The 13718-nt window shown below is 60.1% G+C and carries 15 protein-coding genes; 4 read left to right on the top strand and 11 right to left on the bottom strand.

Annotation, left to right across the window (positions count from 1 at the left end; translation table 11 throughout):
- Positions 1 to 548, top strand: a 548-nt coding sequence (locus GO014_RS18540) for an FtsX-like permease family protein (RefSeq protein ID WP_157291778.1), incomplete at its 5' end; no start/stop codon positions are given.
- A gap of 9 nt (positions 549 to 557) precedes the next feature.
- Here GO014_RS18540 and GO014_RS18535 read toward each other — a convergent pair.
- Both GO014_RS18535 and GO014_RS18530 read right to left on the bottom strand, forming a co-directional pair.
- Positions 558 to 1550, bottom strand: coding sequence for a DUF3179 domain-containing protein (locus tag GO014_RS18535; protein ID WP_157291777.1), 993 nt, complete (start codon positions 1548 to 1550; stop codon positions 558 to 560).
- A 108-nt stretch (positions 1551 to 1658) separates the two neighbouring features.
- Positions 1659 to 2354, bottom strand: a complete 696-nt coding sequence (locus GO014_RS18530; RefSeq protein WP_210252483.1) for a helix-turn-helix transcriptional regulator — start codon at positions 2352 to 2354, stop codon at positions 1659 to 1661.
- 108 nt (positions 2355 to 2462) lie between these two features.
- On the opposite strand from GO014_RS18530, the gene GO014_RS18525 reads away from it, so the two are divergent.
- Positions 2463 to 2792 (top strand): antibiotic biosynthesis monooxygenase family protein, encoded by a 330-nt coding sequence (locus GO014_RS18525; RefSeq protein WP_179953008.1) that lies wholly within the window; start codon positions 2463 to 2465, stop codon positions 2790 to 2792.
- Positions 2793 to 2896: 104 nt separating this feature from the next.
- On the opposite strand, the gene GO014_RS18520 is transcribed toward GO014_RS18525, so the two are convergent.
- Together GO014_RS18520 and GO014_RS18515 are read right to left on the bottom strand one after the other, a co-directional pair.
- Positions 2897 to 3280, bottom strand: coding sequence for an MAPEG family protein (locus tag GO014_RS18520; RefSeq protein ID WP_157291775.1), 384 nt, complete (start codon positions 3278 to 3280; stop codon positions 2897 to 2899).
- A 9-nt stretch (positions 3281 to 3289) separates the two neighbouring features.
- Positions 3290 to 3613, bottom strand: a complete 324-nt coding sequence (locus GO014_RS18515; RefSeq protein WP_157291774.1) for a YciI family protein — start codon at positions 3611 to 3613, stop codon at positions 3290 to 3292.
- Between the two features lie 108 nt (positions 3614 to 3721).
- On the opposite strand from GO014_RS18515, the gene GO014_RS18510 reads away from it, so the two are divergent.
- Both GO014_RS18510 and GO014_RS18505 read left to right on the top strand, forming a co-directional pair.
- Entirely contained in the window at positions 3722 to 4159 is a 438-nt protein-coding gene (locus GO014_RS18510; RefSeq protein ID WP_157291773.1) for a hypothetical protein, read from the top strand.
- Between the two features lie 113 nt (positions 4160 to 4272).
- Entirely contained in the window at positions 4273 to 4614 is a 342-nt protein-coding gene (locus tag GO014_RS18505; protein WP_157291772.1) for a YciI family protein, read from the top strand.
- Between the two features lie 764 nt (positions 4615 to 5378).
- On the opposite strand, the gene GO014_RS18500 is transcribed toward GO014_RS18505, so the two are convergent.
- The 7 genes from GO014_RS18500 to GO014_RS18470 all read right to left on the bottom strand — a co-directional run bounded on the left by GO014_RS18500 (position 5379) and on the right by GO014_RS18470 (position 13583).
- A complete protein-coding gene (locus tag GO014_RS18500; protein WP_157291771.1) occupies positions 5379 to 6938 on the bottom strand; it encodes a sensor histidine kinase in 1560 nt (519 codons plus the stop codon).
- Positions 6939 to 7295: 357 nt separating this feature from the next.
- Positions 7296 to 8366 carry a Gfo/Idh/MocA family protein gene (locus GO014_RS18495; protein ID WP_157291770.1) on the bottom strand — a complete coding sequence of 357 codons (1071 nt, stop codon included), beginning with the start codon at positions 8364 to 8366 and terminating at the stop codon, positions 7296 to 7298.
- On the bottom strand, positions 8363 to 9217 hold the full coding sequence (locus GO014_RS18490; RefSeq protein ID WP_157291769.1) for a sugar phosphate isomerase/epimerase family protein: 855 nt from the start codon (positions 9215 to 9217) through the stop codon (positions 8363 to 8365). The genes GO014_RS18495 and GO014_RS18490 overlap by 4 nt, the downstream gene beginning before the upstream one ends.
- Before the next feature lie 3 nt (positions 9218 to 9220).
- Complete coding sequence (locus GO014_RS18485; protein WP_157291768.1) at positions 9221 to 10627, bottom strand: CehA/McbA family metallohydrolase; 1407 nt, start codon at positions 10625 to 10627, stop codon at positions 9221 to 9223.
- A 109-nt stretch (positions 10628 to 10736) separates the two neighbouring features.
- Positions 10737 to 11843, bottom strand: coding sequence for an ABC transporter ATP-binding protein (locus GO014_RS18480; protein WP_157291767.1), 1107 nt, complete (start codon positions 11841 to 11843; stop codon positions 10737 to 10739).
- A gap of 7 nt (positions 11844 to 11850) precedes the next feature.
- Complete coding sequence (locus GO014_RS18475) at positions 11851 to 12681, bottom strand: carbohydrate ABC transporter permease (protein WP_157291766.1); 831 nt, start codon at positions 12679 to 12681, stop codon at positions 11851 to 11853.
- Entirely contained in the window at positions 12678 to 13583 is a 906-nt protein-coding gene (locus tag GO014_RS18470) for a carbohydrate ABC transporter permease (RefSeq protein WP_343031016.1), read from the bottom strand. Before GO014_RS18470 ends, GO014_RS18475 begins: the two co-directional genes overlap by 4 nt.
- Positions 13584 to 13718 lie beyond the last annotated feature (135 nt).

The following is a 13718-nucleotide window of genomic DNA, read 5'->3' as shown; positions in this document are numbered from 1 at the left end:
GACTGATCGAGAGCGCACCACAATCCTATTTCGGCACCATCAAGACATTGCCTGGCGCCGCGCCGGCCATTGAGGCTGGCCTGATTGCTGACTTGCCCCAACTGACCTTCGTGCCCGTGGGCGATGCTCTTGCGCGCGTCCAGTCCGTATTTGACGGGCTGATAAGCGCCATTGCCCTCGTCAGTGGTACCGCCGTTATTGCCGGTGTACTCGTCCTGGCCGGCGCGCTCAGTGTGGGCCGTCAGCAGCGCGAGGCCGATGCAGTTGTCATGAAGGTTCTTGGGGCCCGGCGTGCTTTCGTGATCCAGGCGTTTCTGATTGAATACGCCCTCCTCGGCGCCATCGCAGCCCTCATGGCAGGCCTCATTGCCCTGGTGGGTGCCTGGGCTGCCTCCACCTTCCTGCTCGAGATTGGCTTTGCCGTTCAACCGCTGCCATTGGGCCTGTTGGCGACCGGCATCATCATCGTCACGACGGCAACCGGTGCCGCCACGACCTGGTCCGCCATGTCCGCAAGGCCCGCCGATCGCTTGCGGGAGGATGGCTAGCTCGCGTCCCTAATGCGCGTCCGCATCAATGATCGCCACGTCCGGATGGAACACATGGGCGACGAATGCGAAGGTCAGGTTGTGCACAACGTCCTGGCCATCCCGTGTCACGCGAACCGAGCCAATGTCCCTGCCATCACTGATCGTGGCGGTATCGAGCGCAGACGCGACGCCCGTTTTATATGAGAAACTGTAGCCCCGAAGTTGCAACGGCGATTGGCGAATGCGATTGAGGCTGACAATGATCGGCTCGCTGTCGGTTTCGACCACCACCACATGTGCCATCGCCGGAATATCTGGGGGCAGCTCGCCGCGGAACAGGAAGGGCCGCTGGGCAGTATCGTAGCTTTGATAGGGATTGTTGCCATAGGGCCTGGCCGCAGGGTCATTAGGCACCAGAACCAATCCGTCGGGATGGGCGCCTAGGAAGTCCGCAAAGGACACAATCCGCGAGGGCAGCATGGTCAGGTCCGTGCCGACAAAGTCGCCGACGATCGCCTCTCCGGAGAATTGCTGCCACCAGCTTTCGGTCGATCGATCATACATGATGAGGTCCGAGTGCCGCAGCTTTCCCGTTGTGCCAAAGGACAGGGTTTCCCCGTCTGCTCGCCGGTCGAAAACAATCGCCGCGTTGCAAAGCGGGCAATAGGTGACCGCCACCGGCTGCCCATCGATCTCGTCGTTGACGATCTCATGCCAGGTCAGCACACGAAGAGGATAGGCGCGGCTCTCGCCTTCCAGAGGGAACAGGATGACCGGCTCGCGCCCGTCAAGGTCCACCACATCCCGCGCTGGAATGAATATCGGGTCATCGATCGGTGGGATACCGTCGCGCGGCGGCCCGCCTGACATGACCTCCTCAAAATCGACAAGCGTTCTGGAGAAGTCGGTCTTCCATCCCTCCCGGACCCAGGATTCGACTTGACCTGTGGCCGTTGCGACCTTGGACCCAAGCAAAATCAGTGACAGAACGCCAATAACCAAACCTCGCCGCGACGACATGTTCACCTCCCACTGCCATTGAAAGTCCGACACCAGCTTCGTCTCAACTCGCCCTGCTTCCGTTACAGATGCTGTTGCACTGTTGATCGCGTGACCCGCGCGACCATCTCAAGGCACAATGATATCAAAGCTTTCCAGGCCAACTCGGAAGTCCGCGACACCGCGCAGCCTGAACGTTTCTCCGAGCTGCTGTGGGGCCTGCAATCGATCGCAGCGAAACGTGCGGATGGCCTGGCGCCCCGGATCGTATGCCAGCACGTACCAGACCGGGTAGTTGAGCAGCAGATATTGCGGCTCGATGACCCGCTTGGTTCTTCTTCCCTCTCCATCACTGTAAGTGATCTGGGCGACCTGCATTGTGAGAAATGCCTCATGCAGCGGCTCGACAACCCGCGGCTTGGGCGGGACGTAGGTCGATATGACCGAAGCAGATGTGGGTCCACCGATCAGTATGCGCGCCTTGAGCTGGTTGATCCGGTTGCGGCTGTTTGCCGAGAACGAGGCCATCAGCTTTCGGCGGATCGGGGCGAGATTTGCCATGAGTATGGGGGAGCGGGTCTGCTCCGCGACGGCGAGGCTGACAAGCAAGTCTACAGCCTCGCGATAGTCGAGATTGAGCCGCCCCACACCCCAGGTCGAGGCCACGCGAACCCCGCCGCCGCGCCCCCTGTCAGCATCAACCGGCAGCCCGCGATCCCGCAGCAGGGCGATGTCACGCGTAAGGGTGCTGCGACTGACGCCGAACTCGGCTGCCAGCGCGCCAATGGCCATGGGCTCTTCGGCCTTTAGACGGCTGGAAAGCATATCCATTCTGCGCAGACGTGATGCATCTGAGGTGCGGGTCATGATCGCTCAAACAAATGCGCCGCAAAATGACTCATATCCTCGTAAGCCGGCGTCATCAGCAACGCAATGGAGCAGACGATGAACAGGATTGTGGAAATGGCGCCAATCAAGCTGGCAGCGGGAAAGTCCGAACAGGACTTGTTGAATGCGTCGAATACCTTCCAGCAGGACTTTCTGGCTGCGCAGCCTGGCTTCCTGCGACGGGAACTGGTCAAGGCGCCTGACGGCAACTACCTCGACATCGTGCATTGGCGCAGCGAGACCGACGCTCAGGCAATCATGACCAAGATTGAGGACTCGCCGACCTGTGCGCTGTTCTTCTCAGTGATGGACATGGGCGACGGCGATGGCACCAGCGGCGTCGAGCATTTTTCTTCCTTGGCCGTGTACCAATAGCTCAAGAGCGGGGCGCCTTCAGTGGCGCCCCAACAACGCCATCACCAACTGGCTCACCTGCCAGAGCCAGATACTAGCCTTCGCCAGGAGCGCACGGGCGCTGCCTAAGTCCAAAGAGTGTACAGGACCCATGCACCCAGCAGTAGACCTGGGGCGGTGACCAGGGTCATGGGACCGGCAAGCATCTTGTTGACGTACAAGAACCAGTGCAGCCCGCGACCAAGAAAGAACGACACCACGGCCGCCCAGAGCCAGGCTTGTCCAAGTCCCAACCATTCGGCCGCGAACAGGACCATAGCAATAAGCGGCGCGGTCTCGATGAAATTGCCATGAGCACGAACGCGCTTAAACAAGACCGGATCGCCACAATCACCCCGCAGGATATTGTGGGAGCCGCGATAGATTCCGATCCAGCCCGTCAAAGGCATGAGCAGGGCGGCGCATACAGCAACGAAGGTGAAGGTCAACGGCAAGTCGATACCTGTCATTGTTCAGGCTCACATCTGGACGACCGGGGCGATCTCGATCGAGCCGCCCAGGGACAGAATTGGAGACGCCTTGGTGTGGGCCGTCGCCACCTGCAGGTCGACCGCCTCAACGACCATGTAGCCCGACACCGGGTCCCCGGCGGAGACCTCGTTTCCCTTTGAATCGACGAACGTGGACACACCCACTGCTGCCCCCGAATCCGCCACCGCGTCACCCATGTCGGTGAGCCAGGTGTTCCAGTCGTCCGTCAACTTCCGGCCAGCTTCCGGGCTATCTGGCGTACCACCGCGGAACACGAACACGAACACGAACACGAACACGAACTTTGGCATCTGAAGTGTCCTTCCCATCAAGTGAATGCGCCGAAGATCGCTCCCCTGAGAATATGTTCAAGAACATCTTTTTGCTGGCAGGCTATGGCTTGTTCAGAGAAGGACCGCATGCCCTATCCAGTGGACAGCTTCCTCCAGGGTCGGGGAGCACAGTGGCGCGGGAAAGCTGGCATAGATCCGAACCGTCGCGAACTGGTGATGGCGGAGCGGATGATCGACGCCTATCTCAGCGACGCGCATCTGGCTGACCTGGCCGGCCAATGTCCTATGATCGAGTTGTCATCAGATGTGGCCAGAGCGTCCGACGAGGTTCGGGAGAGCTATCAGAAGCTCTTGTCGGCGATGATCTGGTTGTTCGAAGTGAACGCAGGTGCGGCAGGCCCGGATTCGCGCCAGAAGGCCATGGCTATTTCAGCCTTGTGCGTTGGCGGCACGATCCTGGCTCGTACATTGCCGGAGAGCGAATTGGCAAGCGACGTTCGACGCGCGGCGCACGCTATGGCTCGCGAGTTTTGTAGTCCGGGAGGAGCAGCACAGGCGGCCTGATGGCTCGCCAAGCAATGGGGTACTGCGAGCCCTCGTCGTCGCGAGATGCGATTTGTGTCCAAAAGCGATCCGCTTGAGCATCATTGAGGTGTAAGCATTCTGGAGAAGCACCCATGACTACTAAGAAATTCCTCTGCCTTCATGCGAGCGCGTCACATCAAGGCGGCGCAATGCCCTCAGCCGACGAGATGCAGCGCATGTACTCCGCGTTCGACAACTGGCGCCAAGAATTTGCTAGCAACATCCTTGATCTGGGTGGACGTCTCACCGGTCCCGTAACTGTGGCCACTTCAGCGGGCGACATTGACGGAGCGTCGATAGAGGCCCGAGAAGTGTTCGGTGGATACATGATCCTGAGCGCCGGTTCGCTGGAGCAAGCCGTGCAAATTGCTCGAGGCTGTCCCGGCGTGGTCGGACCAAATTCTAACGTGACCGTCCGTGAAATCGCTGCCTGACGACCTACTCGACCCCAAGTTCTTCCCGCATAGCTATGGTCGCTTGGTCGCCGTGCTTGCGGGGAGGCTGGGCGCGGGGAACCTCGTCAGGATCGAAGACGCGGTGCAGACGGCCATGCTTCGTGCGGTGGAAACCTGGACGTATGGCACCCCGCCTGACGTCCCCAGGCATGGCTCTATCGCGTGGCGTATAATGGCTATCTGGAATCGGTTCGCCGGGAGGGACGGCATCGACGCATCCTAGAGCGTCATCCTCCTCTAGAGGGGCACGACGCCGAACCGGACCCAGAGGTGGACTCCGATGACGCCATGGTCCGCATGCTGCTGGTTTGCTGCCACGAATCCTTGTCTACCAAGGCGAGCCTTGTTCTGGCGCTCAAGGTTCTCTGTGGGCTTGGTATACCCGCAATTGCCCGACGCCTGTTTGAGAGCCAGGACAATATCTACCGGCAAGCGCGGGTTCGACTTTGCGCGCATAGTAGCTGTCGAAATCGTGTTCTGAGGCGCTCGTTACCGCAGCGGTTTTCATGGAGTCTCTCCAGCAGACATCAGGAGATATGCGACTTTGCGCATGAATTGGGTTCAGGCTACGTGCCGGCGGCGTAGCTCGCCTCTCCCAAATTGGAGAGGCGGGCCACGCAAGACCTCGGCCCTCTAGAGGCTGTTGATGGTCTCGGCCAAGGCATTGGCACAAGAGTCGCCCGCGCTGCCCACTGGAGGTTCGATACGGACCCCGGCCAATAATCGCTCAAGGCTTCGAAGACCTAGTTCAGCGTAACCTCTGCCTTGAAGACGACCCCGTTTTGAACGGTCTGCGACCATTGACCGTCCAACTGCATGACCATTGCATTGATGAGTTTGCTGCCCATCCGCTGAACAATCTCCTCCGGTCGGTATCCCACCCCATTGTCAGCAACTTTGAGCAGCGCCTTTCCGTCAGCTACGGGCTGCAAACTGACGATCAGCTTACCCTGCTCCCCACCAAAAAATGCGTGCTTGAGCGCATTGGTGACCACCTCATTCAAGAGCAGCGCCAAGGGTGTGGCTCGGTCGTGGTCTATTGCGATAGGAGCAATGTCGAGCTCAAGAATGGCAGGAGACCCGTAAGCTTCCACCAGTGGCTCGACAATGGAGGCCACGAACGCTGGCGCCTCCAGGGCCGCATAAGCATCGTGGTGGTACATGTGTTCGTGGACCGAAGACATGGCGGCAAAGCGCAAATGGATGTCCCGCTTCACGTCGCTGGGTAGATCCTGCATCCGAATGAGCGATTGCATCGACTGAAGGTTGTTTTTGACACGATGATGTATTTCTCGGAACATCAACGTGTTAGTTTTCAAGGCGCGTTCAAGTTCCTCTCGCCTCTGATTGTCCTTAAGCAAAAGTCGCACGATGCCGAAGGCCGCTAGCGTCAGTCCCAGGCCGACAGGAATGATCACAAGAAGCACTGCCCGGACGCCGCGCCAGAAGCGTCCAAGCGTCTCGGACATGCTGACCGAGGCGACGGCAATCAAACTTGTATCTGGAACGGCAGCATAACCAACAATCCGCGCCTTTTGATCGACCGGTGATATCGCCGCATATGTACCGGTCGCTGCGAGTGGCAGGTGATCTGTGAAAAGCACGTGCTCGCGAAGATCGATCGGGCCGTCGGCCTTCGGAAAGCGACCGACGAGCATGCCGTCCTTGCGCACGATGCTGACAGACGACCCAGGATCCAATGCGAGGGAGTCCAGAAGATCGCCGAGAAGATCCACATTGAAAGAGATGACCGCTACCCCGACGAAGTCGCCGCCGCGCTCCAACCGCTGGCTGAAGGCGAATATTTGCGATCCGTCCAGACGGCTGACCAGAAGCGAAGAGGTGTGAAACGCCTCCCCCAGGGCCGGACCCGCAAAATAGTCCCGGTCGCGAATATCTATATTAACGAAGCCGGGATCTGTCGTGTACAGCGTCCGACCTTCAGCAGAGACAATGTAGGCTTTGGCGCTGTCCGGTAGCCCCTCAAGCGCCTCTTCTATTCGAGACTGCGTTTCGCCACTACCTGGCGTTAGATCTGCTTCGAGCGCAAGGTCCATCCGGTGCAGAGCTTGCTCGGCGACTTCAACAATCCACCCCGTATTGATCTTTACAGCCTGAGCCGCAGCGATCGCGGAAGCGGCGGCCCGACTCTCGGTGTCTTTGTGCCAATGAAATATCAGCGCCCCAACGACGAAGAAAAAGAAAACGAGGCTCGCGACTATGAACGCGATCGCAGCCTTGGATGAACGAACGACTAAACCTGCAAGCAATTTTTCCCAGATCCAAACAGGATACAATGACACACGAACCAGCTACGGCGTGGACCGACAGATGGATCGGGGCCAGAAGCTGAACTATGAAACCAACCAAAGGCACTGAGGAACAGCTTCAGCGCATCCGCTCAGGACGAAACCATAAGCTAACCAAGTCGTTCCGCCGCCCTACGGAATATATTGCAACCCGCGCCGTCCGCGCGTGTGCCAGAATTTACGGCTGACAACCCTACTTCTGCCGCGCAGAAACCGCTCGATCATTGTCTACACCCCGCATCGACCACCTGTCTCCGCTTAAAAAGGAACAGTTGAACGAACCCGCCCGCAGGAACATTTTGAGCGGCAGCTATTCCTGACCGTTCCGCCCCACGCCGCTGCCGGCTAATGTCAGGTCCTGAAGTGCTGGCCGATCTCGGCAAAGAGCTTGAGGTCGGCAAGGGAGTCCTCGAGTGTGGTCTTGTTGGGCGTACCGTTGAGGACGCTGTCAAGGAAAGCGCCAAGCTCGATGCGGAACGGGTCTTCGTAGACCGGGCCGAACACTTCCGTGCCGGTTTCGGTCGCCGTTGAAGACGTGATTTCCAGGCGTGTCGGCAGGTTGCGGATATAGGGCGTGTCATAGTTGAGCTTGAAATGCTGAGACTGGGTCAGCACTTCAATGCCGGCGTCGAAGCGCGAGACGTCGTCGATGACCGCCTCGTAAAGGGCGGTGAAGTGTCCATAGTCGAAGAGCGCGATGACGGTTTCTCCGTTGTGCTGGGTGGCGTGGCGGACCCGCCGGGGCAAGCCCAGAAGATCACGCATCGCCGAAATACTATGCGAAGAAAGGCCGGTCAGGACCTGATAGGCGCGAAGCGCATCGGGCGGGCAATCCTCGCCCATGACCGAGCGGAGTATTGCCTGGGTGCGGGCCCGGCCAGCGGCGATGAGATCGGGCGAAACATCGTCGGGCCTGAAGACGTTACGTGTTTGCGCCACGAAGAACGGCGCCTCGCGGATGATGTCGCGGATACGGACGTGGCGGATCGTGTCGAGAGCCGGCAGGCGGTCCTTGAGTTCGAGAAAGGGCCGCGAGAAGCGCCGCATATAGCCAACAAAGACCACTTGACCGGGACGCTGGGGAATATCGAGGATCGGGCGCAGCTGGTCGGCGGTCAGGCAGGCCGGCTTTTCGATGAAGACATGCTTGCCCGATCGGATCGCCTCAGCCAGCAGATCGGCATGGAGGTGATCGGGCGTCAGGATGAAGACCGCATCGAGTCCCGGATCAGCGTTCAGCGCTGCTGCATTGTCATGGCGCGTGGGCACGCCATAGCGGCGGGCGATATGTTCGACCAGGCTCGGCGACACATCGGTGATCGCGGCAATGGAAAATCGCTGGTCATCGGCCAAAAGCGGCAGATGCATGAGTTGGGCGACTTCACCCAGGCCGATCAGGCCCACTTTAAGAGTTTGGGTCATTTGGCAATGGCGTTCATATAGGCAAGATTGCGGGTGGCGAGTTCGAGCGGCGTCTCCCTGGCATCGGCGGCGACATCCTGTTCCACCACGATGGGGCCCACAAAACCGCGCGCTTCAAGCAGACGCATCACCGCCTGGATATCCACCACTCCGTCCGGCAGTGGACACATCACCCCTGCATCATAAGAGTCGGCGACCGAAAGCTCGCCCTCAAGCACGCGTCGGCGCACCGCCCCATTGACGTTCTTGAGATGCATATAGGCGATGCGGGGAAACACCCGTTCCATATAGGCCAGCGGATCCTGGTCCCAGAAGGCGTGGTGGCCGGTATCGAAGCAGAGCGAGATGTCGGTCTCGGCCAGCAGGCGATCGATCTGAGCTTCCCGCTCGATTGCCGTGCCGATATGGGGATGAAAGCTGAGCTGGAGCCCGTACTCGCCCTCGACCAGCGCCTGCCCGTCCCGGACCATCTGGATCAGGCCCGCCCATCCGGCGTCATCGAGCACGCCTTCCTGTCCCTTGGGATAAAAATTACTCTCATCCATGATCACCAGGTGCTTTGCCCCCAGCGAGACCAGCAGCGACGCAAGTTCGCGCAGCGTCTGCATGAGAACGGGCGCTGAAGTGGCATCGCCGAACGTGTGAACATGAGTTGCCCCGATCATCTCGAGGTTGCGCGTTGCGAGTTCGGCCTTGAGCAGTTCCGCGTCTTTGGGCAGGAAACCGAAGGGACCCAATTCGGTACCGCGATAGCCTGCTGCCGCCACCTCATCGAGATAACGCTGCCAGCTATAGTCATTGCCCGTCGGATAGGTGACGCCCCAGGAACAGGGCGCGTTGGCGATAAGCATGGTTTACGCTCCGATGTAGATGGGATTGCCCAGGGCTCTGCGGATAGGTTGATCCACGAGGTCAGCACCCTTGAGCTGCCAGGGGAGTGCACACCCGTCGAGCGCAGCAGTGAACTCGGCGATTAGTCGCGCGCGGCTGGCATCACCGGCGATGATTTCGGCCCGAATGAATTTCTGGACGGGCGGCAGTGGTATGCTGGCCGACCAATCATCGCTGTCAATTTCAAGCTTGGCGACCAGCCCCGTCGCATCGATCAGCACCAGGAGGTCACCCGCCGCGCCACGCGCCACCACCTCGACCTCAGCGAGCGCGCGTGCCATGCCCCCCATCACGATGTCGCCCACGCGCATTTCCAGATGGGGGCCCGTCGGGCTTTCCGTCACATAGCCGTGTCCAGCCTTCATCGCTGCCAACACGGCGTCTTCGCTCAGTTCGGGCAGGAACAGCACGGTCGTGGGGCGTGCCAACACCAGCGGACCCTCGGGCATCAGCCGGTCAGGCTGGTGATAATCGGAGCCACCGATGGCCGAAATCCGCTGCCCGGCGGCAAGCCGCTGCTGGTAGCGCTCAAGGGAAATCCAGTTCCAGGCCAGCCATGTCGATTGCCAGACTTCCTGGCAGTCGGCGACGGGAAATTCATAGTCCCAGGGGATCGTGGGCTTGTCGTGATTGATCGAAAGCAGCCCGCCCTTCTCGTGCACCAGCCTTTCGAGCACATGGGCATCACTGAGATGGGTCATGCGGAAGTCGACCCATTCATCCATGCCGTAGACATTGGCGTGCCCCACGGCGGTCGTGACCTCCATGGCGCGCACGAAAATCAGTTCGGGCGAAGACTGTGGGTGGAAATACCGCCTCTGGGTAATGGTGTTGTGGTCGGCCACAGCAAGGAAATCGAGCCCGGCCTGGTTGGCCGCAGCATGCAGCAGTTCGGGCGAACCCTTGGCATCGGAATGGAAGGTATGGCAGTGCAGGTCGCCCCTGTACCAACCTGGTTCGGATCGGACCGGAAAGGTGCGCGCCGGCTGCGGTTCGAGCCGGCGGTGAGCGCTGTCGAGCGTGATGGTAACGGTGACGTCCGCTCCCGCCACAGGGACCTGATAGAGTCCGAGAATGACGTTCCAGGTGCCGGGCTGAATCTCGCCATGGATATAACCCGGCGTGGCGTCGTCGGTCGCGATGAAAAAGCGGTCGCGCGCGCCCCCGCTCCAGCCGCGGAAGCCTTGCTGGGTCGGATAGCCGGTGTCACGCGGATCAAATGCGCCCAGATCGATGATACAGTCCTCCGCCTTGGCATAGGTGAGGACGACATCGATGCGGGTCGTGGCCTCGGGAACATCGAATGGGATGTAGAAATAGGGGTTTGCGGCCTGGTCGGCGCGGGTGACATGGGTGGTGATCGTGGTCATTGACGTTTCTCGACGTGCAGCCACGTGAATAGGGCGATCCCCTCCCCTCTCGACGGTGGGGAGATGAGAACGGGGTGGCGCAGAGCCCCCTCGTGCTGCAATTGGCCGGTCATTCCCCAGCAACCGGGATACGTTTTCCAGTGCCATCAAAGAGATGCACATGCTCAGCCAAAAAGCTGAGCGTCACCACCTTGTCGACGTTTAAGTGATCGTCGGTGAAGATACGGGCCGTGATCCGCGCATTCTCGCCACGGTCGAGTGTCACGAGGCTTTCCGGGCCCATATTTTCATTGGCAAACAGCGGCGCCGTGACTGTGTTGCTGGCGCCAGCAGCGGCAATTGCCAGATGTTCCGGGCGCACGCCCAACGTCAGTTTCTTGCCGCTCGTGGCCAGTGCCTTGCCGATGGCATCGGTCATCGGCAGGCCTTGCATGGTGAGCCCCTCGCCCTTGAGCAGCAACTGACCCTCGCCCTGCTCACACTCCACCTCCACCAGGTTCATCGGCGGGTTGCCGACGAAATTGGCGACAAAGGTGGTGGCCGGACGGCGGTAGATCTCGATGGGCGAAGCGTACTGCACGATCTTGCCCTGATCCATGACCGCGATGCGGGTGGCCAGGGCCATCGCCTCTGCCTGATCATGGGTGACATAGACTGCGGTCATGCCCATGTCGCGCTGCAGGTGGTTGAGGAACCCGCGGGCCTCGAGGCGCAGCTTGGCGTCGAGATTGGAAAGCGGTTCGTCAAAGAGATAAACCTGCGCCGGATAGACCAGAGCTCGCGCCAGCGAAGTCCGTTGCTGCTGGCCGCCCGAAATCTGGCTGGGCAGGCGGTCCATCAGATGGCCGATCTTGAGCACGTCGGCGACTTCTCTTGCACGGGCATGGCGCTTCTGAACTGGCTCGCCGCGCACCTTGAGCGGATAGGCCATGTTGTCCGCCAGATTCATATGCGGATAGAGCGCGTAGTCCTGAAACACCATGGCGATGTTGCGGTCCTTGGGGTGGAGATGAGTCACCTCCTTGCCGCCAATCAGGATCTGCCCCGAGGTCGGCGTTTCCAGGCCCGCCATCATCCTGAGAGAGGTGGTCTTGCCGCATCCCGAAGGACCGAGAAGACAGACGAACTCGCCATCACCAATATCGAGACTAACGTCCGATACGGCCTTGAAGGCGTTGAAGCTCTTGGAGACGTTTTTGAATTCAACAGAAGCCATGAAATGATCAAGCCTTGATGCCGCCGAAGAACCGGAAACCGAACTTCCAGCTGACGAAGAGATACAGAGCCACGACGGGCAGCGAATAGATGAGCGCATAGGCGGCGAGCAGGGTGACGATGGGCGTACCCGCTTCCGAGTAGAAGGAATAGATCGCCACCGAGGCCGGCATGTTGTCCGAGCTGCGCAGAAGAATGAAGGGAATGAGGAAGCTCCCCCAGATATTGACGAACGCCCAGACCACCACGACCACGATGCCGGGCCGGATGACCGGCAGGGCGACATCGAAGAAAGCCTGGACCGGCGACGCCCCCGCCACCATGGCACTTTCCTCATAGGATTTTGGGATGGAGTCGATGAAATCGCGGAGGATGAACATGGCCGTCGGCAGGAGCCCGCCAGCGAATGTCAGGATGACGGCAATGTGCGTGTCCATGATCCCCATGGCCGAAACGATGAGGAAGATCGGCACCATGGCGGCAGATCCCGAAACGACAGAGGAAAACAGCAGCAAAGTATAGGTGACGGCTCCCTTGCCCGGCACCGAGGAGCGGCTCAGGGCATAAGCGGCCAATGTCGCCGCCGCACCCACCAGGATGACACCGCCGGTGGCCTGGATGAAACTGTTCCAGAGTGCCTGAACCGCGTAGGAATTGCCGAATACGGTGGCAAAATTGGAGAGCGTCCACGGGTCGGGAATTGCCAGGCCGAGTTCAGCCCGCGCATTGAAGGGCGCGAAAATGAACCAGATGAGCGGCAACGCGAATATCGCGCCGATCAGGGCAGCGAGGGCCGAAAAGGCGATACGGCCGACATAAGCTGGAAGAGTGAGCTTCATGATTTGGGCGCCTTCTTGCGGCCCAGGCTGAGATAGACCAGCGCAAAAGCCAGGTTGATCAGCATCATGATCACACCCACCGCAGCGCCCTTGCCGAACTGGAAGTCCTGGAAGGCGACGCGATAATTGTAAATGGAAACCAATTCAGTGCGGTAGCTCGGCCCGCCATTGGTGAGCAGGAACGGCGTGAACGTATTGAACGTCCACATGGTAATGAGGATGAGATCGGTGACGATATGGCCGCGAATGAGCGGCAGGCCGATATCGCGGAATTTCTGCCAGCTTGAGGCGCCAGCCACGTCCGCGGCCTGGAAATAGCTCGGCGGGATCGACGAGAAGGCCGAGTTGAACAGCATCATCGAGAAGGCCGCGCCGCGCCAGGTGTTGAACACCACGATGACCCAGAAGGGCTGCTCGAGCAGGAAATCCCCCGGCGGCAGGCCGAACCCGGTGAGCAGCGCATTGAGCGTGCCCTGGTCGCGGTCCAGAAAGGCGAACCAGGCAAAGCCGATGACCACTTCGGGCAGGATCCAGGCGGCGATGACGAAGGTCTCGGTAATGCGCTTGACCCAGGGCGGCACGGTCTGGATCAGCCAGGCCAGGAGCAGGCCAAGCAGTGCCTGCCCGATCAGCGCCGAGGCCAGCACGAACTGGGTGGTCAGAATGAGCGAGAAGCCGAACTGGCCGCGCTGAAAGAAAGTGGCCGGGTCGAACAGCGCCAGATAATTGCCCAGGCCCACAAACTCCGGATTGAGTGCTGTCCGGCCGATCAGGGTCCTGTTGGTAAAGGAGACGAAGATCACCCAGAAGAACGGGACGATCACGAACACCGAGACGAGGAGGCCCGCAGGGAGCATGAAGGCGGCCCCGGCCCTGTTGGAGAGCAGGGAGAAATTGCGCACCTTTCGCCGGGGCTTTGACGTGATGGGTTCAGTTGTCATGGTCACTTTGGCCTAATGTCTGAGGCGTCGGCAGGCGGCGGTGCACACTCGTGTGCCGACCTCGGGCGCGCGAGAGCCACTCCCAAATTACGCAAG

Source organism: Devosia marina (assembly GCF_009758415.1).
Taxonomy (GTDB): domain Bacteria; phylum Pseudomonadota; class Alphaproteobacteria; order Rhizobiales; family Devosiaceae; genus Devosia; species Devosia marina.
The sequence above is the reverse complement of the archived record's forward strand: the minus strand, read 5'-3'. Positions and strand labels throughout refer to the sequence as shown.